Source organism: Rhodoferax sp. GW822-FHT02A01 (assembly GCF_038784515.1).
GTDB lineage: Bacteria > Pseudomonadota > Gammaproteobacteria > Burkholderiales > Burkholderiaceae_C > Allorhodoferax.
The window spans coordinates 3,620,834-3,641,100 of record NZ_CP152376.1 but is presented as its reverse complement, the minus strand read 5'-3'; the positions used below and the strand labels follow the sequence as shown (position 1 = coordinate 3,641,100).

At 58.7% G+C, this 20,267-nt stretch carries 22 protein-coding genes; 15 read left to right on the top strand and 7 right to left on the bottom strand.

From position 1 onward, the window contains the following. The first annotated feature begins 26 nt into the window (after window positions 1-26). Together AAGF34_RS17095 and AAGF34_RS17090 are read left to right on the top strand one after the other, a co-directional pair. Window positions 27-551: an N-acetyltransferase family protein gene (locus AAGF34_RS17095; protein WP_342616914.1), complete on the top strand. Its 525-nt coding sequence runs from the start codon at window positions 27-29 to the stop codon at window positions 549-551. After that, the gene (locus AAGF34_RS17090; RefSeq protein ID WP_342616913.1) at window positions 548-1,021 is read left to right on the top strand and encodes a hypothetical protein; all 474 of its coding nucleotides are present in this window, start codon (window positions 548-550) and stop codon (window positions 1,019-1,021) included. Before AAGF34_RS17095 ends, AAGF34_RS17090 begins: the two co-directional genes overlap by 4 nt. On the opposite strand, the gene AAGF34_RS17085 is transcribed toward AAGF34_RS17090, so the two are convergent. The 6 genes from AAGF34_RS17085 to AAGF34_RS17060 form a co-directional block, all read right to left on the bottom strand. After that, the gene (locus tag AAGF34_RS17085; protein WP_342616912.1) at window positions 1,002-2,012 is read right to left on the bottom strand and encodes an inorganic phosphate transporter; all 1,011 of its coding nucleotides are present in this window, start codon (window positions 2,010-2,012) and stop codon (window positions 1,002-1,004) included. The two genes, AAGF34_RS17090 and AAGF34_RS17085, sit on opposite strands and share 20 nt — an antisense overlap. Window positions 2,013-2,034: 22 nt before the next feature. Next, window positions 2,035-2,682: a DUF47 domain-containing protein gene (locus AAGF34_RS17080; protein WP_342616911.1), complete on the bottom strand. Its 648-nt coding sequence runs from the start codon at window positions 2,680-2,682 to the stop codon at window positions 2,035-2,037. A gap of 92 nt (window positions 2,683-2,774) precedes the next feature. Next, entirely contained in the window at window positions 2,775-3,143 is a 369-nt protein-coding gene (locus AAGF34_RS17075; protein ID WP_342616910.1) for a DMT family protein, read from the bottom strand. Between the two features lie 80 nt (window positions 3,144-3,223). After that, complete coding sequence (gene acnB, locus AAGF34_RS17070; RefSeq protein ID WP_342616909.1) at window positions 3,224-5,821, bottom strand: bifunctional aconitate hydratase 2/2-methylisocitrate dehydratase; 2,598 nt, start codon at window positions 5,819-5,821, stop codon at window positions 3,224-3,226. A gap of 56 nt (window positions 5,822-5,877) precedes the next feature. Then, a complete protein-coding gene (locus AAGF34_RS17065; protein ID WP_342621120.1) occupies window positions 5,878-6,945 on the bottom strand; it encodes an aldolase/citrate lyase family protein in 1,068 nt (355 codons plus the stop codon). A gap of 89 nt (window positions 6,946-7,034) precedes the next feature. Further along, window positions 7,035-8,021 (bottom strand): malate dehydrogenase, encoded by a 987-nt coding sequence (locus AAGF34_RS17060; RefSeq protein ID WP_342616908.1) that lies wholly within the window; start codon window positions 8,019-8,021, stop codon window positions 7,035-7,037. Window positions 8,022-8,286: 265 nt separating this feature from the next. Between AAGF34_RS17060 and AAGF34_RS17055 the strand changes: the two genes are divergently transcribed. From AAGF34_RS17055 to gltA, 7 genes are all read left to right on the top strand, one after another. Then, window positions 8,287-9,027: a GntR family transcriptional regulator gene (locus AAGF34_RS17055; protein WP_342621119.1), complete on the top strand. Its 741-nt coding sequence runs from the start codon at window positions 8,287-8,289 to the stop codon at window positions 9,025-9,027. Window positions 9,028-9,132: 105 nt separating this feature from the next. Continuing rightward, window positions 9,133-9,579, top strand: a complete 447-nt coding sequence (gene sdhC / locus AAGF34_RS17050) for a succinate dehydrogenase, cytochrome b556 subunit (RefSeq protein WP_342616907.1) — start codon at window positions 9,133-9,135, stop codon at window positions 9,577-9,579. Between the two features lie 30 nt (window positions 9,580-9,609). Then, window positions 9,610-9,975 carry a succinate dehydrogenase, hydrophobic membrane anchor protein gene (sdhD, locus tag AAGF34_RS17045; RefSeq protein WP_342616906.1) on the top strand — a complete coding sequence of 122 codons (366 nt, stop codon included), beginning with the start codon at window positions 9,610-9,612 and terminating at the stop codon, window positions 9,973-9,975. Between the two features lie 51 nt (window positions 9,976-10,026). Then, window positions 10,027-11,817 (top strand): succinate dehydrogenase flavoprotein subunit, encoded by a 1,791-nt coding sequence (gene sdhA / locus AAGF34_RS17040; protein ID WP_342616905.1) that lies wholly within the window; start codon window positions 10,027-10,029, stop codon window positions 11,815-11,817. A 26-nt stretch (window positions 11,818-11,843) separates the two neighbouring features. Then, window positions 11,844-12,548, top strand: a complete 705-nt coding sequence (locus tag AAGF34_RS17035; protein WP_342616904.1) for a succinate dehydrogenase iron-sulfur subunit — start codon at window positions 11,844-11,846, stop codon at window positions 12,546-12,548. An 8-nt stretch (window positions 12,549-12,556) separates the two neighbouring features. Further along, window positions 12,557-12,838, top strand: a complete 282-nt coding sequence (locus AAGF34_RS17030) for a succinate dehydrogenase assembly factor 2 (protein WP_342616903.1) — start codon at window positions 12,557-12,559, stop codon at window positions 12,836-12,838. Between the two features lie 10 nt (window positions 12,839-12,848). Further along, window positions 12,849-14,159 carry a citrate synthase gene (gene gltA / locus AAGF34_RS17025; RefSeq protein WP_342616902.1) on the top strand — a complete coding sequence of 437 codons (1,311 nt, stop codon included), beginning with the start codon at window positions 12,849-12,851 and terminating at the stop codon, window positions 14,157-14,159. 68 nt (window positions 14,160-14,227) lie between these two features. Here the strand turns inward: gltA and AAGF34_RS17020 are convergent, their stop codons facing one another. Next, a complete protein-coding gene (locus AAGF34_RS17020; RefSeq protein ID WP_342616901.1) occupies window positions 14,228-15,007 on the bottom strand; it encodes a helix-turn-helix transcriptional regulator in 780 nt (259 codons plus the stop codon). Window positions 15,008-15,098: 91 nt separating this feature from the next. On the opposite strand from AAGF34_RS17020, the gene leuC reads away from it, so the two are divergent. From leuC to asd, 6 genes are all read left to right on the top strand, one after another. Next, the gene (gene leuC, locus AAGF34_RS17015) at window positions 15,099-16,547 is read left to right on the top strand and encodes a 3-isopropylmalate dehydratase large subunit (protein ID WP_342616900.1); all 1,449 of its coding nucleotides are present in this window, start codon (window positions 15,099-15,101) and stop codon (window positions 16,545-16,547) included. A 9-nt stretch (window positions 16,548-16,556) separates the two neighbouring features. After that, entirely contained in the window at window positions 16,557-16,685 is a 129-nt protein-coding gene (locus tag AAGF34_RS17010) for an entericidin A/B family lipoprotein (RefSeq protein WP_342616899.1), read from the top strand. Further along, complete coding sequence (gene leuD / locus AAGF34_RS17005; protein ID WP_342616898.1) at window positions 16,682-17,332, top strand: 3-isopropylmalate dehydratase small subunit; 651 nt, start codon at window positions 16,682-16,684, stop codon at window positions 17,330-17,332. The genes AAGF34_RS17010 and leuD overlap by 4 nt, the downstream gene beginning before the upstream one ends. 5 nt (window positions 17,333-17,337) lie before the next feature. Then, window positions 17,338-17,670 carry an antibiotic biosynthesis monooxygenase gene (locus tag AAGF34_RS17000; protein WP_342616897.1) on the top strand — a complete coding sequence of 111 codons (333 nt, stop codon included), beginning with the start codon at window positions 17,338-17,340 and terminating at the stop codon, window positions 17,668-17,670. Between the two features lie 12 nt (window positions 17,671-17,682). Then, window positions 17,683-18,753, top strand: coding sequence for a 3-isopropylmalate dehydrogenase (gene leuB, locus AAGF34_RS16995; RefSeq protein ID WP_342616896.1), 1,071 nt, complete (start codon window positions 17,683-17,685; stop codon window positions 18,751-18,753). A 286-nt stretch (window positions 18,754-19,039) separates the two neighbouring features. Next, complete coding sequence (gene asd / locus AAGF34_RS16990; RefSeq protein ID WP_342616895.1) at window positions 19,040-20,170, top strand: aspartate-semialdehyde dehydrogenase; 1,131 nt, start codon at window positions 19,040-19,042, stop codon at window positions 20,168-20,170. The last annotated feature ends 97 nt before the right edge of the window (window positions 20,171-20,267 follow it).

The following is a 20,267-nucleotide window of genomic DNA, read 5'->3' as shown; positions in this document are numbered from 1 at the left end:
CTTCCATTATATCTTTTTCTGTGTTCATGACCACCATTCGACCCGCTACCGAGAACGACATACCTGTCATCACGGCCATTTACCGCCATCACGTGCTGAATGGAACCGGCACTTTCGAGACCACACCCCCTGAAGAAAAGGAAATGGCAGGACGCCGGGCCGATGTCCTCGCCAGGAATCTGCCCTATCTGGTTTTGGAAGAAAACTCCATCGTTCGGGGCTTTGCCTATTGCAACTGGTTCAAGCCGCGCCCGGCCTATCGCTTCTCTGCGGAAGACTCCATTTACCTAGCCCCGGACGCCGCAGGCAAGGGCTACGGGCGTTTGCTGCTGACCGAACTGATGGCGCAGGCAGAGCGTGCGGGTGTACGCAAAATGCTGGCGGTCATTGGTGACTCACAAAATTTGGGCTCCATTGGCGTGCACCGCAATTGCGGTTTCACCCACATAGGCGTGATGCGCAGTTGTGGCTGGAAATTTGATCGCTGGCTGGATGTGGTTCTGATGGAGCGCAGCCTGGGATTGGGCGACAGCACGGCGCCCGCGCCATGAGAAACAAAACCATTGCAGTCTGGCTCACCTTGGTTGCCGGTCCCTTGGGCCTGCACAGACTTTATACCGCAGGGCGTTTCGATCGCCTGTCCTGGACGTTGTTGCTGCCCACGCTGGTTGGTGGCTATGGCGTCATGCGCGCCCGTGAACTGGGACTAGACGACCACCTGAGCTGGCTATTGATACCCTGGATTGGGTTGAGCGTCGCGGTCACGTCCCTGACCGCCATCATGTACGGCCTGATGGAGTCGGAAAAGTGGAATACGCGCTTCAACCCGGGATTGGAAACCACTGACCCGGCTGGTCAATCCGGCTGGCTCACGGTTGCCGGCGTAATTGTGGCATTGCTGCTGGGAGCCACAGTGTTGCTGTCGAGCATTGCCTTCAGCTTCCAGCGCTACTTTGAATACCAGGCAGAGGATGCTGGAAAGACAGCCTCCTCAGCCAGCTTCAGAATACCTGCAGGCTGATCCAGTAAGCAATCGCTGCCACAAATGCGCTGGCGGGAATGGTGAGCACCCAGGCCCACACGATGTTGCCAGCCACACCCCAACGCACGGCGCTGGCACGCTGGGTGGAGCCCACACCAACAATGGCTCCAGTGATGGTGTGGGTGGTGGACACCGGCACGCCAATGGCGGTGGCCAGGAACAATGTCAGCGCCCCACCGGTTTCGGCGCAGAAGCCGCCTACCGGTTTGAGTTTGGTGATCTTCTGACCCATGGTCTTGACGATGCGCCATCCACCGAACATGGTGCCGGCACCAATGGCCATGTAGCAGCACACAATGGCCCAAGTGGGAGGCGAGGTATCGGTGGCTGAAACATAACCAGTTGCGATCAGCAGCATCCAGATAATGCCAATGGTCTTCTGTGCATCGTTGCCGCCGTGGCCCAGGCTATAGGCACCAGCCGAAATCAGCTGCAACCGGCGGAACCACTTGTCGATTTTCGAAGGCCGCATGCGCCTGAAGGTCCAGGCCACTATGACCATCATCAACGAGCCCAGAACAAATCCCAGCAGGGGCGACACAAAAATGAACACCACGGTCTTCCAGATGCCGGCTGCCACCAGAGAACCAGCACCCGATTTTCCAATCACTGCTCCCACAATGCCGCCGATCAGCGCATGTGAAGAACTGCTGGGAATTCCGTAATACCAAGTGATGACATTCCAACTGATGGCGCCCACCAATGCGCCGAACACCACATGGGTATCCACCACACCGGGTTGCACAATGCCTTTACCCACTGTGGCCGCCACACTCAGGTGGAATACGAAAATCGCCACAAAGTTGAAGAAGGCCGCAAACAGAATGGCCTGACCCGGCTTCAAAACACCGGTGGAAACGACGGTAGCAATGGAGTTGGCCGCATCGTGAAAACCGTTCATGAAGTCGAAAATAAACGCCAGCGCAACCAGCAGCATCACCACCCAAAGGGCTGTCTGTACATGTTCCATGACCTGAAATCCGCTTGGAGGGTCAGGAGTTTTCGAGGATGATGCCCTCGATCACATTGGCCACGTCTTCACATTTGTCGGTGATGGTTTCCAGCAGCTCGTAGATGGCCTTGAGCTTTATGACTTCTCGCACATCGGGCTCTTCGCGAAACAGTTTGCTCATGGCCGTGCGCATGACACGGTCGGCATCAGACTCCAGGCGGTCGATTTCTTCACAGGTCTTCAGTGCCGCCTCGGCCGTGGACTGATCGGCAATATGCTCCAACAACTTGACCACGTCGCGCAGGCGTTCGCAGCACTTCACGCTCAAATCGGTAAGACGTACGATTTCTTCCGTCATGTGGCGCACGTCGTACAAAGCCATGGTTTCAGCGGAGTCCTGGATCAGATCCGCCACGTCATCCATGGTGTTGATCAGCGAGTGGATCTGCTCGCGGTCAATCGGCGTGATGAAGGTCACGTGAATGGCCTTGTTGCATTCATGCGTGACGCGGTCGGCGGCGCGCTCGGCGTTATCCACCTCCTGGTTGTACTTGTCCCGCAGACTCAGGTCACTGTAGTTCGCAACCAGCTTGGAGAAAGCCTGGGCTGCCTCAACAATGCGATCTGCATGCTGATTGAACATTTCAAAAAAATTGCCCTCACGGGGCAAAAGCTTTCCAAACAGCATCAATAACTCCTGACAGAAAAATATGTCAAATATTTGACAATATTGCTACAGACAGGAGTTTAACCGCCCCAGGGAAGCCTGCGCTTGCGATCTCAATGGCCCCTGAAGATAAAGTAAACGGCGCCGACCATGCACAGACCAGCCCAGAGAAAGTCCAGCTTGAAAGGTTGTTTGAGGTACACCATGGCAAACGGCACGAAGACCGCCAATGTGATGACCTCCTGGATGATCTTGAGCTGAGCCACCTGAAAGCCGGCCTGCTGAAATCCAATTCGGTTGGCCGGTACCTGCAGCAGGTACTCGAAAAGCGCTATTCCCCAGCTGACCAGGGCGGCCATGTACCAGGGCGCATTGGCCATATTCTTCAAATGCCCGTACCAGGCAAACGTCATGAAAACATTGCTGGCAACCAGCAGAAGAATGGCCTGTACGGAAAGGGGGATGGAGCTGATGAGGTTCATGCGTAATTATCCAACGCAGCCTCCACCATGAAAAAAGCCCTGTGGCAAAACCACAGGGCTTCATCCGGAATGTGACGCTATCAGGCGGTCACACTATCCTTCACAGTAGCAGCAGAGTCAGTGTAGTCACTGATCTTGTCAAAGTTCAGGTACTGGTACACCTTGTCGCTCGCAGCAGTCAGCACCCCCATGTCGGTCAGGTACTCTTCCTTGGTCGGAATGCGTCCCAGCTTGGAGCAGATGGCAGCCAGTTCGGCGGAGCCCAGATACACGTTGCTGTTCTTGCCCAGACGGTTGGGGAAGTTACGGGTGGAGGTTGAGAACACGGTAGCGCCCTCCTTCACCTGCGCCTGGTTGCCCATACACAGGCTGCAGCCCGGCATTTCCATGCGGGCGCCAGCTCCACCCAGAACGCCGTAATGGCCTTCGTCGCTGAGCTGCTTGGCATCCATCTTGGTGGGCGGTGCAATCCACAGCTTGACAGGGATGTCGCGCTTGCCTTCCATCAGCTTGGACGCTGCACGGAAGTGGCCGATATTGGTCATGCAGGAGCCGATGAACACTTCGTCGATCTTGGCGCCGGCAACTTCCGACAATGTCTTCACATCATCGGGATCGTTGGGGCATGCCACGATAGGTTCATGGATATCGGCCAGATCGATTTCAATGACGGCCGCGTAGTCGGCATCGTCGTCGCCCTTGAGCAATTCGGGGTTCTTCAGCCAGGCTTCCTGTGCCGCGATGCGGCGAGCCAAGGTACGGGCGTCGGAGTAGCCATTGGCAATCATCCACTTCATCATGGTGATGTTGCTGTTGATGTACTCGATGATCGGCTCCTTGTTCAGGTGCACGGTACAGCCTGCGGCAGAGCGCTCTGCGGATGCATCGGACAATTCAAATGCCTGTTCCACCTTCAGATCGGGCAGGCCTTCGATTTCCAGAATACGGCCGGAGAAGATGTTCTTCTTGCCCTTCTTCTCAACCGTCAGCAAACCAGACTTGATGGCGTACAGAGGAATCGCATTGACCAGATCGCGCAGGGTAACGCCGGGCTGCATCTTGCCCTTGAAACGCACCAGCACAGACTCCGGCATATCCAGTGGCATCACGCCGGTGGCTGCAGCAAAAGCCACCAGACCGGAGCCGGCCGGGAAGCTGATTCCGATGGGGAAACGGGTGTGGCTGTCGCCACCGGTGCCCACGGTATCGGGCAGCAGCAGGCGGTTGAGCCAGCTGTGGATCACGCCGTCACCAGGACGCAGGGAAATACCACCACGTGTGCTGATGAACTCAGGCAGTTCGTGGTGCATCTTCACGTCCACCGGCTTGGGGTACGCCGCCGTGTGGCAGAAGGACTGCATCACCAGGTCTGCGCTGAAGCCCAGGCACGCCAGGTCTTTGAGCTCATCGCGGGTCATCGGACCGGTCGTGTCCTGAGAGCCCACCGATGTCATCTTGGGTTCGCAATAGGTACCGGGGCGCACGCCTTGGCCTTCGGGCAGACCGCAGGCACGGCCAACCATCTTCTGGGCCAGGCTGAAGCCTTTCTTGGTATCTACAGGATTCTGTGGCAGACGGAACAGCGTGGATGGCTTCAGGCCCAGGGCTTCACGCGCCTTGGCGGTCAGACCCCGACCAATGATCAGGGGGATACGGCCGCCAGCACGCACTTCGTCAAACAGCACTTCACTCTTGACCTGGAAAGAAGCGATTTCCTTGCCATCCTTGAAAGCCTTGCCTTCGTACGGACGCAGCTCGACCACGTCACCCATGTTCATCTGGCTCACATCCAGCTCGATAGGCAGCGCGCCCGCATCTTCCATGGTGTTGTAGAAAATGGGAGCGATTTTGGTACCCAGGCAAACGCCGCCGAAGCGCTTGTTGGGCACAAAAGGAATGTCTTCGCCAGTGAACCAAAGCACCGAGTTGGTTGCGGACTTGCGGGAAGAGCCGGTACCGACCACATCACCCACGTAGGCCACCAGGTTGCCACGGGCGCGCAGGTCTTCAATGAACTTGATGGGGCCGCGCTTGCCGTCTTCTTCTGGCGTAATCCCGTCGCGCTTGTTCTTCAACATGGCCAGAGCGTGCAACGGAATGTCGGGGCGGCTCCAGGCGTCGGGGGCGGGAGACAGATCATCGGTGTTGGTCTCACCGGTGACCTTGAAGATGGACACGGTGATGGTCTTGGGCACTTCAGGACGGCTGGTAAACCATTCAGCATCAGCCCAGCTTTGCAGCACGGCCTTGGCGAAGGTATTGCCCTTGTCCGCCTTTTCCTTGACGTCGTGGAACTGGTCAAACATCAGCAGAGTCTTCTTGAGGCCTTCGGTAGCCTGGGGAGCAACTGCTGCGTCATCCAGCAGGTCTACCAACGGGCTGATGTTGTAGCCGCCCAGCATGGTGCCCAGCAACTCGGTGGCGCGTTCACGGCTGATGAGCGAACACTTTTCGGTGCCGTGGGCCACGGCAGCCAGATAGCTGGCCTTGACCTTGGCAGCGTCATCCACACCGGCGGGAACGCGATGCGTGATCAGTTCCACCAATGTGGCTTCTTCGCCGGCCGGCGGAGCCTTCAGGAGTTCTATCAATTCGCCCGTTTGCTTGGCCGACAGCGGCAGCGGGGGAATACCCAGTGCGGCACGTTCTGCCACATGTTCACGGTAAGACTTCAACATACTCGACACTCCTTCATTGGTAACTAAATGGGTTTCTAACGTGGCCTGCCATCCACTCAGCTGGCAAGCGACAAATCGGTCGAAAAATAGGCATGCATCTCGTCTGGCAGAGTACACCCCGTCTGGTTTGCTCGCTCTAGCAACTGCCAGAAGTACCTATAGCTGGCGCGGTCATGCAACTTTCCTGCCATGGAGATCGGCGCCCATTCCTGACGCGCGGCTTCCAGAACGATGTTGCATGCCAGTTCCACTTCTGCTTCAGTCGGCGAAAAGGCCTTGAGAATCGGTCGGATCTGGTCGGGATGAATGCTCCACATGCGCGTATAGCCAAAAGCGTTCGCCGCCACGCGCGCCGCCTGTTCCAACGCCCTGCGGTCGCGAAACTCGGTCACCACGCAGTGCGACGGAACCTTTCCAGAGGCATGGCACGCCGAGGCGATTTCCAGCTTGGCACGCACCACCAAAGGGTGATGGAACTGGTCCAGCGTCACCGCGTCCTGATCGCTGCGCACGCCCATTGCCGTGGATGGAATCGCACCACCATGCGCAGAGACAAAGTCCATGAGGCCAAAACTGACCGACTCCACCCGGGCGTGGGCCGCGATTTCAAATGCGCGCTGCACCGCTGCAGGGGACTCAATCAGCACATGCAGTGGTAACGGGGACTGGCGTTTGTCGCCTACCGCAGCATCGATTGCCGCAACCGCAATATCCACGTCCGCAACCGACTCCACTTTGGGGATCATGACGTAGGCCAGCGACGCTGCAGCACCTGCAGCCACAATGGCGACATCCGAATCAAAAGACGGGTGGTCCACCGCATGCAGACGCGCCCCAACCCGATTCCTCACATGTTGCGAACGCGATCCGGCCAACGCAGCGTTGGCCAAGACCACGACGCAGTGGGCTTGCTCGACTTCAGCGCCTGCAGGGGCGCCGTCTTCGCAGTCCAGCGTAACGTCAAACATGCAGGCACCGAACTCCTCCGACATCTCAGCCTGCAGCTGCAGGCTTTTCTTCATCCGCGCTTCCACGCCGCTGTAGTGGTCGCACACCGGCAGGAAGCCGCTGGCACCCTGTGCACCCAACAGCACTTCGCGCGGATGAAGAGAGGGCTTGGTCAGCCCGACACCGCTCACGGAAACACCTTCGCACGTCGCACTACGGTGCGAGCTAGCTTGGGTTGGTCCGGCGCAGTGCTCACAAGCGGCTCTTACAGCAGGTGCTTAACGCCGTCTTGCTCGCCGATCAGTTCGGCCAGCGTCTTGTCGATGCACTTCTGGCTGAACTCGTCGATCGCCAGACCATCAACCACCTTGTATTCACCACCTTCGCAGGTAACGGGGAAGCCGAACATCACATCCTTGGGGATGCCATATTGGCCGTCAGACGGAATACCCATGGTGACCCACTTGCCGTTGGTGCCCAGGGCCCAGTCACGCATGTGGTCGATGGCGGCGTTGGCCGCAGACGCTGCAGAAGACAGACCGCGCGCTTCGATGATGGCAGCACCGCGCTTGCCCACGGTGGGCAGGAAGGTGTTGGCATTCCACTCTTGGTCATTGATCATGGCGGCAACGCTTTCACCATTGATGGTGGCGAAACGGTAGTCGGCGTACATGGTGGGAGAGTGGTTGCCCCACACCGTCAGTTTTTCGATATCGGCCACGGCCTTGCCGGTCTTGGCTGCGATCTGGCTGGCCGCACGGTTGTGGTCCAGGCGCAGCATGGCGGTGAAGTTCTTGCGTGGCAGGTCAGGAGCGCTCTTCATGGCAATGTAGGCATTGGTATTGGCGGGGTTGCCGACCACCAGCACCTTCACATTGCGGCTGGCCACTGCATTGAGTGCCTTGCCTTGTGCCGTGAAGATGGCGCCATTCACCGCCAGCAATTCGGCACGTTCCATGCCGGGACCGCGGGGACGCGAGCCAACCAGCAGAGCGTAGTCGGCATCCTTGAATGCGGTCATGGGATCGCTGTGCGCAGTCATGCCCACCAACAGGGGGAAAGCGCAATCGTCCAGCTCCATCATCACGCCCTTGAGCGCCTTTTGTGGGCCTTCAACCGGCACTTCCAGCAATTGCAGAATGACGGGTTGGTCCTTGCCCAGCATTTCGCCGGAAGCGATGCGGAACAAGAGGGCATATCCGATTTGGCCAGCGGCCCCGGTGACGGCTACGCGAACAGGCTTTTTGCTCATGGTGGTACTCCAGGAAGGTTATTAAACAGAAACTGTCCAGAACCCAAGCAACACGGTTTGAGCCCTGCAGATTGCCTGCGAGTGTACCCCTGAACACAGGTTTTCGTCAATTTGTCTTATGTCTTATATAAGATATGATTGGGGAAATTTCCAGGCTGACTCGAGACTGACATCGAACCCCGTTTTACGCGATCTTTTGATGACCACCGCAGACCATTCCAGCGATAGCGAAGCTCTGAGCAGCCTCACCGAAGGCGTCGCTGCGATGCCCGCTGTTTCCACGCCTGCTTTCAGTCCGCTGTACCAGCAAATCAAGACATTGATCCTGCAAAGCCTGCAGGCCGGCGAGTGGAAACCCAGCGCTGCGATTCCCAGCGAAATGGACCTGGCAGTGCGCTACAAGGTCAGCCAGGGCACGGTCCGCAAAGCCATCGATGAACTGGCAGCGGAAAACCTGCTGGTGCGCCGTCAGGGCAAAGGTACATTTGTCGCAACGCACGCCGAGCAGCAGGTGCGCTACCGATTCCTGCGCCTGATACCCAACAGCGGAAACATGCAAAGCGAAGGCCCGGCACAGCGCCAGATCGTGGACTGCAAGCGTGTACGCGCGACGGCCGAGGTCGCCAAGGCGCTGGCCATCCGCCAGGGAGAGTCGGTACTGCAAGTGCGCAGGGTCCTTTCCTTTGCGTCGGTACCCACCATTCTGGAGGACCTGTGGTTGCCGGGAGCAACGTTCAAAGGATTGACGGCAGACCGTCTGCGCGCGCACCAAGGGCCGATGTACGCTTTGTTCGAGACCGAGTTTGGTGTTCGCATGGTGCGTGCAGACGAAAAAATCCGCGCAGTCCTGCCAGATGTTGAGCAATGCACTTTGCTAAAGATTAGCGCGCAAACTCCGCTGCTCAGCGTTGAACGAATTGCCTACACCTACAACGATGTTGCAATGGAATTGCGTCGCGGTCTGTACCTGACCGATACGCACTACTACCAAAACACATTGAATTGAGTGCAGGCATGCAAGTCCAATGTCAGAATGATGCGGTGCAATAGAATTTTGCTTCTTCGCGTCATAATTACACAGCCGTTACATCCCCCTAAAAGAAAGCAATTCATGACTGACCTCGCATCGTCCGGCCGCACGCAACGACCTGAATTTCGCAACATCAACGCCCTCACTGATCTCCCCTCCTACAAACTCCCTCCTGCAGGCATTGTTTCCATTCTGCACCGTGTCAGTGGTGCCATTCTGTTTGTGCTGATGCCTTTCATCATCTGGATGTTTGATGCGTCTGTGTCGTCCGAATTTTCCTTTGCGCGCTTCACCCACGTGTTCGCCGCAGGTGTCGGTTTTCTTCCCGGTTGGTTCATCAAGTTGGTTGCTCTGGCCATCATCTGGTCCTACCTGCATCACTTCGCCGCCGGCATTCGCCACTTGTTCATGGACATCAACCACGACGCCGTGACCAAGCAATTCGGCCGCTCTTCTGCCCTGACGGTTCTGGCCGTATCCCTGCTGTTGACCGCAGTACTGGGAGCCAAGCTGTTCGGTCTGTACTGATCTCCCGCAAAATCAAACAAGGAAACACAAATGGCAGTTAACTACGGTTCCAAACGCCTCGCCGTCGGCGCACATTACGGTCTGCGCGACTGGCTGGCCCAACGTGTCACCGCAACCCTGATGGCCCTGTTCACCTTGATCCTGCTGGAACAGGTGATCTTCAACAAGGGCCCCATGGGCTACGACAAATGGGCTGGCATTTTTTCCGGCCAGTGCATGAAGTTCCTGACCTTTGTGGTCATCATCGCCCTGCTCTACCACGCCTGGGTTGGCATCCGCGACATCTGGATGGATTACGTGAAACCTGTGGCCGTGCGACTGACCTTGCAGGTTCTGTCCATTGTCTGGCTGGTCGGCTGTGCCGGCTGGGCCATCCAGGTCCTGTGGCGCGTTTGATCGCCCACGCCATCCGCACCTTACAAGCCCCACACACTTAGGCACTCACTCATGGCTTACCAAGTTACCAAAAGAAAATTTGACGTCGTTATCGTCGGCGCAGGCGGCTCCGGCATGCGCGCATCGTTGCAACTGGCCCGCGCAGGTCTGAACGTTGCTGTTCTGTCCAAGGTATTCCCCACCCGTTCGCACACGGTTGCCGCCCAAGGTGGTATTGGTGCATCGTTGGGCAACATGAACGACGACAACTGGCACTACCACTTCTACGACACCGTCAAGGGTTCCGATTGGCTGGGCGACCAGGACGCCATCGAATTCATGTGCCGCGAAGCGCCCAAGGTCGTGTATGACCTGGAACACATGGGCATGCCGTTCGACCGCAATCCTGACGGCACGATCTACCAGCGTCCGTTTGGTGGCCACACCGCCAACTACGGCGAAAAGGCCGTGGAGCGTGCGTGTGCAGCCGCTGACCGTACCGGTCACGCCATGCTGCATACCCTGTACCAGCAAAACGTTGCGGCCAAGACCAGCTTCTTTGTCGAGTGGATGGCACTGGACCTGATCCGCGACTCTGAGGGCGACGTGGTGGGCGTGACGGCACTGGAAATGGAAACCGGTGACGTACACATTCTGCAAGCCAAGACCACCTTGCTGGCTACCGGTGGCGCAGGCCGCATCTTTGCCGCATCTACCAACGCCTTCATCAACACCGGTGACGGCCTGGGCATGGCCGCTCGTGCTGGCATCCCGCTGGAAGACATGGAGTTCTGGCAGTTCCACCCCACCGGCGTGGCCGGTGCTGGCGTGCTGCTGACCGAAGGCTGCCGTGGCGAAGGCGCCATTCTGCTCAACAGCAATGGTGAACGCTTCATGGAACGTTATGCACCTACGCTGAAGGATCTGGCTCCGCGCGACTTCGTGTCCCGCTCCATGGACCAGGAAATCAAGGAAGGCCGCGGCTGTGGCCCGAACAAGGATCACGTGCTCCTGAAGCTCGACCATCTGGGTGCCGAGACCATCATGAAGCGCCTGCCCTCTGTGTTCGAAATCGGTCACAACTTCGCCAATGTGGACATCACCAAGGAGCCGATCCCTGTGGTGCCCACCATCCACTACCAGATGGGCGGCATCCCCACCAATGTCAATGGCCAGGTGGTCGTGCAAAAGGGCGATGTGAATAGCCATGTGGTCAACGGTCTGTACGCCGTGGGCGAATGCTCCTGCGTGTCGGTGCATGGCGCCAACCGCCTGGGCACCAACTCCCTGCTCGACCTGTTGGTGTTTGGCCGAGCTGCGGGCAACCACATTGTTGAATTCAACAAGACCAGCAAGGAACACAAGGACCTGCCCAAGGATGCGGCAGACCGCACGCTGGAACGCCTCTCGCGTCTGGACAATGCGTCCAGCGGCGAATACGCCCAGGATGTGGCCAACGACATCCGCGCCTCCATGCAGCAGCACGCTGGCGTGTTCCGTACCCAAAAGAGCATGGATGAAGGCGTGGTCAAGGTGGCCGAACTGCGCAAGCGCGTGGGTGCCATCAACCTCAAGGACAAGTCCAAGGTGTTCAACACGGCTCGCATTGAAGCGCTGGAAGTCGACAACCTGATCGAAGCCGCACAGGCCACCATCGTGTCTGCCGCTGCCCGTCATGAAAGCCGTGGCGCCCACACTGTGGACGACTACGCCGACTCCGCCGAATTCCCCAATGGTCGCAACGACAAGGAATGGCACAAGCACACGCTGTGGTACAGCGAAGGCAACCGCCTGTCCTACAAACCCGTCCAGATGAAGCCTTTGACTGTGGACTCCGTGCCACTCAAAGTCCGCACGTTCTAAAGCGCCACTGAAGCGAGATCACGAATATGACCAAACGCATTTTCTCCATTTACCGTTACGACCCGGACAAGGATGCCAAGCCTTACATGCAGGACATCGAGGTGGAACTCGACGGCCACGAGCGCATGCTGCTTGACGCCCTCATGAAGCTCAAGGCGATTGACCCCAGCATCTCCTTCCGCCGCTCCTGCCGCGAAGGCGTCTGCGGTTCGGACGCCATGAACATCAATGGCAAAAACGGTCTGGCCTGCCTGACCAACATGCGCACGCTACCTGGCAAGATTGTCTTGAAGCCCCTGCCCGGCCTGCCCGTGATCCGCGACCTGATCGTGGACATGACGCAGTTCTTCAAGCAGTACAACTCGATCAAGCCCTACCTGATCAACGGCACCATTCCGCCTGAAAAGGAACGCCTGCAAAGCCCCGAAGAGCGTGAAGAGCTCAACGGCCTGTACGAGTGCATTCTGTGCGCCAGCTGCTCCACCAGCTGCCCGAGCTTCTGGTGGAACCCAGACAAGTTCGTCGGCCCAGCCGGTCTGCTGCAAGCCTACCGCTTTCTGGCCGACAGCCGTGACGAAGGCACGGCTGAACGGCTGGACAACCTGGAAGACCCATACCGTCTGTTCCGCTGCCACACCATCATGAACTGTGTCGAAGTCTGCCCCAAGGGTCTGAACCCCACCAAGGCCATCGGCAAGATCAAGGAAATGATGGTCCAGCGTACCGTCTAAGGATTGCAGTGACCCAAGCAACCCTCATTGATGAACGGGCTCTTAGCAAGCTGCAATGGCGCTGCCGCCGTGGCTTGCTGGAAAACGACCTGTTCATCGAACGCTTCTTTAAGCGGTTCGGTGCCACGCTCACCGTCCGCCAGGCGGATGCGCTGGGTGCACTGATGGAATTGAGCGACAACGATTTGTTGGATGTGCATTTGGCACGGAAATCGCTGTCGCAGGTGGACGCCCAACTCGACACCGAAGATGTGCGTGAAGTTTTAAAAATGTTGAGAGAACCTCTCTGAAAGGCGAAAGATGAAACTAGCTGACAACAAAGCCACGATGTCGTTCAGTAACGGCGCCCCCAGCGTGGACTTGCCGGTCTATCAAGGATCGGTGGGACCGGATGTGATCGACATCCGCAAGCTGTATGCCCAGACCGGCATGTTCACTTACGATCCGGGCTTTCTGTCCACGGCATCGTGTCAGTCCGCCATCACGTACATCGACGGTGACAAGGGTGAGCTGCTGTACCGCGGCTACCCCATCGAACAATTGGCCGTGAATTGTGACTTCATGGAAACCTGCCACCTGCTGCTGTACGGAAACCTGCCCAACGCAGCCGGCAAGGCCGACTTCACCCGCCGCGTGACCCAGCACACCATGGTCAATGAGCAGATGCAGTTCTTCCTGCGCGGCTTCCGTCGTGACGCGCACCCCATGGCCATCATGACCGGCTTGGTCGGCGCCCTGTCTGCGTTCTACCATGACAGCACCGACATCAACAATCCAGAGCACCGCGAAATCTCGGCCATCCGTCTGATTGCCAAGATGCCGACCCTGGTTGCCATGGCCTACAAGTACAGCGCAGGTCAGCCCTACATGTACCCCAAGAATTCGCTGAGCTACGCTGGCAACTTCATGCACATGATGTTTGCCACGCCCTGCGAAGACTACGAGGTCAACCCCGTGATCGAACGCGCCCTGGACCGCATCTTCATCCTGCACGCGGACCACGAGCAAAACGCCTCCACCTCCACCGTGCGCCTGTGCGGTTCTTCCGGCACCAACCCGTTTGCTGCCATTGCAGCCGGCGTGGCATGCCTGTGGGGCCCTGCCCACGGTGGCGCCAACGAAGCCTGCCTGAACATGCTGGAAGACATCCAGCGCATGGGCGGCGTGGCCAAGGTCGGCGAGTTCATGAACCAGGTCAAGGACAAGAGCTCCAACGTCAAGCTCATGGGCTTTGGTCACCGCGTGTACAAGAACTACGATCCGCGCGCAAAGCTGATGCAAGAGACTTGCAAGGAAGTGCTGACGGCTCTGGGTCTGGAAAACGATCCTCTGTTCAAGCTGGCTATGGCGCTGGAAAAGATTGCCCTGGAAGACGACTACTTCGTGCAGCGCAAGCTCTACCCGAACGTGGACTTCTACTCTGGCATCGTGCAGCGCGCCATCGGCATCCCTGTGAGCCTGTTCACCGCCATCTTTGCACTGGCCCGTACCGTGGGCTGGATCGCCCAGCTCAACGAAATGATCGGTGACCCCGAGTACAAGATCGGTCGTCCCCGTCAGCTGTTCACCGGCTCTGCACGTCGCGACGTGCTGCCCATCGGCCAACGCTGATCAGCCTGCCCCTGAAGCCCGCCGCACGGCAACGTCGGCGGGCTTTTTCATGGGCGTTCCCATTGGATTTACGTTGGCGCCACGGGCACCAGACACACCAGCTTGCATTCGGTCTGAGACGCCACCAATAGCGTAGTCTGTTGATACAGGATGCGCCTACCGTCAGCGGCCATGAATCCACGCTCTCCCCCTTCCCGGTGCAGCACCGCCTGCTCACGCCACATCCTGGTGAACAGCGGGCTATTGGAGGACAGTTCATCAATCAGCGCCTGCATCGCAGCGTCCCGCGGGCGCCGGCTGAAATCGGATCGGAACTCGGCCACCAGACGTTGTGCCCGCTCCGCCCAATCGGCTATCAGTGTCTGGGCCTCAGGTGAAAGAAACACAAAGCGCAACAGATTTCTGTCCCGCCCATCGTCGAGCCAGCCGATGAACAACTGGGATGCAGCCGCGTTCCAGGCCCGCGCAGTCCACAGATGATCCAACAAGTAAGCGGGCACCTGGAACAGACCGGGCAAGGTCAATACCTCCGCGGGCAATTCAGTATGCGGTTGCATTGGCTCCGTCGGGTCGCGCCGTCCCGCCAGATCAAACAAGGAGGCGCGCTCTGCCGGGTTCAGATGCAATGCGTCGGACAGCCGGGCCAGGGCCGCAGGCGATGCAGACACGTCCCGCCCCTGCTCCAACCAGGTGATCCAGGTCACGCCCACTCCGGTGGCCTCGGCCAACTCCTCCCGTCGCCAGCCCGGTGTGCGCCTGCGCCCAGCCACCTTGGCGGGAACCGGCAGACGTTCACGGTGTGCACGAATGAAGGCGCCTAGCAAAGCACGGGGGTCAGATCGGGTCATGGTGAAATTTATACCAGGATAAATAGACTTCTTGTACCAGTTTAAAAACAGGTGCACGATAGCACCTTTGCACCCATTCAAAGGACAACGCATGAGTCGAACGCTGTACGACAAACTCTGGGACGAGCATGTCGTCCACACCGAGGACGATGGCACTTCCATCCTGTACATAGATCGCCATCTGGTGCACGAAGTCACCAGCCCCCAGGCCTTTGAAGGCCTGCGCGAGGCCGGCCGCAAGGTATGGCGCGTCAGCTCCATCGTCGCTACGGCCGACCACAACACGCCCACCACCGGATGGGAGCGCGGCTATGACGGCATCACCGACCCCACCAGCAAAGAACAGGTCACCACACTGGACCACAACATCCAGGAATTTGGATCTGCGGCGTACTTCCCTTTCCTGTCCAAACGCCAGGGCATCGTGCACGTCATCGGTCCGGAAAACGGCGCGACCCTGCCTGGCATGACCGTGGTGTGCGGTGACTCCCACACCTCCACCCATGGTGCCTTTGGCGCTCTGGCGCACGGCATTGGCACCAGCGAAGTGGAGCACGTCATGGCCACCCAGACGCTGTTGGCCAAGAAGGCCAAGAACATGCTGGTCAAGGTGGAAGGCGCGTTACCCAAGGGCTGTACCGCCAAGGACATCGTGCTGGCCATCATCGGCAAGATAGGCACTGCCGGCGGCACCGGCTACACCATCGAATTCGGAGGCTCTGCCATCCGTGCCCTCAGCATGGAAGGCCGAATGACCGTCTGCAACATGGCGATTGAAGCCGGTGCACGTGCCGGTCTGGTTGCAGTGGATGAAAAGACCATCGACTACATCAAGGGGCGTCCTTTGGCTCCCGGAGCCAATGCCGCCAATGAAGCTGCAGCGGCTGTCGAGTGGGACCAGGCCGTTGCCTACTGGAAGACGCTGCATACCGATGCGGGTGCCCATTTTGATTCGGTGGTGGAACTCGACGCGTCGCGTATCGTTCCTCAGGTCACCTGGGGCACTTCGCCTGAAATGGTGCTGGGTATTGATGGCAGCGTGCCCGACCCCGACAAGGAGAAAGACGTCAACAAGCGCGGGGCCATCGAGCGCGCACTGACCTACATGGGCTTGGAACCCGGCAAACCGCTCAACGACATCTTTGTCGACAAGGTGTTCATCGGCTCCTGCACCAACAGCCGCATCGAAGACATGCGCGAAGCCGCCGCGGTGGTCAAGAGCCTGGGCCAAAAAGTGGCCAAAAACATCAAGCTGGCCATGGTCGTGCCAGGCTCCGGTCTGGTGAAGGAGCAGGCTGAACGCGAAGGTCTGCACGAGATATTCAAGGCGGCAGGTTTTGAATGGCGCGAGCCCGGTTGCTCCATGTGCCTAGCCATGAATGCCGATCGGCTCGAACCCGGTGAGCGCTGCGCTTCTACCAGCAACCGCAACTTCGAAGGGCGCCAGGGCGCCGGTGGCCGCACGCATCTGGTCAGTCCGGCCATGGCGGCCGCAGCTGCCATTCACGGCCATTTCGTCGATGTGCGCAAGTTCAGCTAAGGAGCATCCATGAAACGATTCCTCTCACTCTACATGGTGGCCGGATTGCTGCTCGTCTCCGGCTGCAACACCGTCAAAGGCATGGGCCAGGACCTGAAGAAGGTTGGCGAAAAAATTGAAGGCGCTGCACAAAAATGAAAAACTTCACCGTACACAAAGGCCTGGTGGCCCCTATGGACCGCGAAAACGTGGATACCGACGCCATCATCCCCAAGCAGTTTCTCAAGTCCATCCGCAAGACCGGCTTTGGTCAGAATCTGTTTGACGAATGGCGTTACCTGGATGCTGGTTACCCCGGCCAGGACCCTGCCAGCCGCAAGCCCAACCCGGACTTTGTGCTGAACCAGCCGCGCTACCAGGGTGCCTCGATTCTGTTGGCCCGCAAGAACTTTGGTTGCGGCTCCTCGCGCGAACACGCGCCTTGGGCGCTGGACCAGTTTGGCTTTCGGGCCATCATTGCGCCCAGCTACGCCGATATCTTCTTCAACAACAGTTTCAAGAACGGCCTGCTGCCCATCGTGCTGACAGAAGCCCAGGTGGACCAGTTGTTCCATGAAGCGCTGGCATTTCCCGGCTACCAGCTGACCATTGATCTGGAGCGTCAGGTCATCGTCAAGCCGCAAGGCGACGAAATTCCGTTCGAAGTGCAGGCCTTTCGCAAGTACTGCCTGCTCAACGGTTTTGACGACATTGGCTTGACCCTGCGCCATGCCGACAAGATCAAGGCCTTTGAAAACCAGCGTCTGGCAACCAAACCCTGGCTGGCCCGCAGCATGGTGAGCTGAACGGCATGAGCTCCTCCAGTTTTGCCAAGCTGCCCAAGCCACCCTATTACGCGGTGATTTTTTCGTCCCTGCGTACTCCGGGTGATCACGGCTATGACGCGATGAGCGAACGGATGGTGGAGCTGGCCATGGGCCAGCCCGGCTTTCTGGGCGCGGAAAGTGCACGGGACGCGCAAGGCTTTGGCATCACGGTGTCCTACTGGCAGGACGAGGCCAGCATTCGCGCATGGAAGAGCCACGCAGAGCACCGCATTGCGCAGGAAACCGGACGCCAACGCTGGTATGAACATTACGAAACGCGCGTCGCCAAAGTGGAACGCGCCTACTCTCTTACATAAACAGGAATACGCATGAAGATTGCAATACTGCCAGGCGATGGCATTGGCACCGAAATCGTGGCTGAGGCCGTCAAGGTCCTCAACGCCCTGGACCTTTCCTTTGAAATGGAAACCGCCCTGGTGGGTGGTGCCGCATACGAGGCGCATGGCCATCCCCTGCCCGAGTCCACGCTCAAGTTGGCCAAGGAGGCCGATGCCGTGTTGTTCGGCGCCGTGGGTGACTGGAAATACGACAAGCTCGACCGCCCCTTGCGCCCCGAGCAAGCCATTCTGGGCCTGCGCAAAAACCTGGGCTTGTTTGCCAATTTCCGCCCGGCCATCTGCTACGAGCAACTGGTGGGCGCCTCCAGCCTCAAGCCCGAGTTGATTGCCGGCCTGGACATCCTCATCATCCGTGAGCTGACCGGCGATATCTACTTCGGCCAACCACGTGGCCGCCGTGTCGCCACCGACGGCCATTTCCCAGGCGCGGAAGAAGCCTTTGACACCATGCGCTACAGCCGCCCCGAGATCGAACGCATTGCCCACGTCGCCTTCCAGGCTGCCCAGAAACGCAGCAAGCGCGTCACCAGTGTCGACAAGAACAACGTGCTGGAAACCTCCCAGCTCTGGAAGGATGTGATGGTCGAAATCGGCAAACAATACCCGGATGTGGAACTCGACCACATGCTGGTGGACAACGCCGCCATGCAGTTGGTCAAGGCGCCCAAGAAGTTTGACGTGCTGGTTACCGGAAACATGTTCGGCGACATCCTCAGTGATGAAGCCTCCATGCTCACCGGCTCCATCGGCATGCTGCCCTCGGCCAGCCTCAACAGCAAGAACCAGGGGCTGTACGAACCCAGCCACGGCAGCGCTCCGGACATCGCTGGCAAGGGTATTGCCAACCCGCTAGCAACTATTCTGAGCGCGGCCATGATGCTGCGTTTTAGCCTGAACCAGGAAGCGGCTGCCCTGCGCATTGAGGCGGCTGTGCAGAAGGTCCTGCAGCGAGGCCTGCGCACGGCCGACATCTACAGCGCAGGTACCACCAAGGTCAGCACGCGCGAGATGGGCGAAGCTGTCGTCAAGGCGCTTGACTGAGGCAGTTGACACTGAATTCGGGCAGCTTGCTGTGGGCTGCCCGAAATGTAAGCTGGCAACACAACGGTATCCGGTACAATTGCAACCCATGTTTCACGCCCTCGCGTTCATCCTGAACTCCACGCCCGCCGCCAAGGCTGGTGTCGCCGTGCGTGCAACTTCCACCAAAACCACGACCATTAAGGGCTGATCCAGCTCCGGTATCGTCGTGCGCCCCCCCGGCCAGACGAGCCGGGGCAAACAGTCTGGTCTGGCACTGTTTTTGATTTTTTGAAAGGGCGATGAAATGAGCAAGTTGGTAGGTTTGGTCGGCTGGCGCGGCATGGTCGGCTCTGTGTTGATGGATCGCATGCAGGCTGAAGACGACTTCGCCCTGATCGAGCCAGTGTTCTTCTCCACATCCAACTCGGGCGGCAAGGCACCTGCACAAGCCAAGAACGAGACCACGCTGCAGGACGCATTCAACATCGAAGCGCTCAAGCGTTGCGAAATCATCATCAGTGCACAGGGTGGCGACTACACCACCGAAGTCTTCCCCAAGCTGCGGGATGCGGGCTGGAACGGGCACTGGATTGACGCCGCCTCCACCCTGCGCATGGAAAAGGATGCCGTCATCATCCTGGACCCGGTCAACATGCCAGTCATCAAGAATGCCCTGGCCCATGGTGGCAAGAACTGGATTGGCGGCAACTGCACCGTCAGCTGCATGCTGATGGGCGTGGGCGCACTCTACAAGGCCGGTCTGGTCGAATGGATGTCCACCCAAACCTACCAGGCAGCCTCAGGCGGCGGTGCGCAGCACATGCGCGAACTGCTGACCCAGTACGGCACCCTGAACGCCGAGGTCAAGGCGCTGCTGGACGATCCCAAGAGTGCCATTCTGGAAATCGACCGCAAGGTCATCGCCAAGCAGCGTGCGCTGACCGCTGCCGAAACAGCCAACTTCGGCGTGCCACTGGGTGGCTCCCTGATTCCCTGGATCGACAAGGATCTGGGCAACGGCATGTCCAAGGAAGAATGGAAAGGCCAAGCCGAGACCAACAAGATCCTGGGCCAAGGTGCCAACTTCGGTACGGCTGAAACACCGGTGGACGGCTTCTGCGTACGCGTAGGTGCCATGCGCTGCCACAGCCAGGCACTGACCTTCAAGCTGAAGAAGGATGTGCCCGTGGCCGACATCGAGGCCATGATTGCTGCCGACAACCAATGGGTCAAGGTGGTTCCCAACACCCGCGAAGCTACCATCCAGGATCTGACCCCCGTGGCCGTGACCGGCACCATGACCATTCCCGTGGGTCGCATCCGCAAAATGGCGATGGGACCGGAATACCTGGGCGCGTTCACCATCGGTGACCAGTTGCTGTGGGGCGCCGCCGAGCCGCTGCGCCGTATGCTGCGAATCCTGCTGGAAGCCTGATCCGAATCCAGGCAGCGACCCACCCGGACGTTTGCCCGGGTCGTTGCCAACGGACAACAACCCAGGCAGTGCCAGATGCATACAATCTGGCACTGCA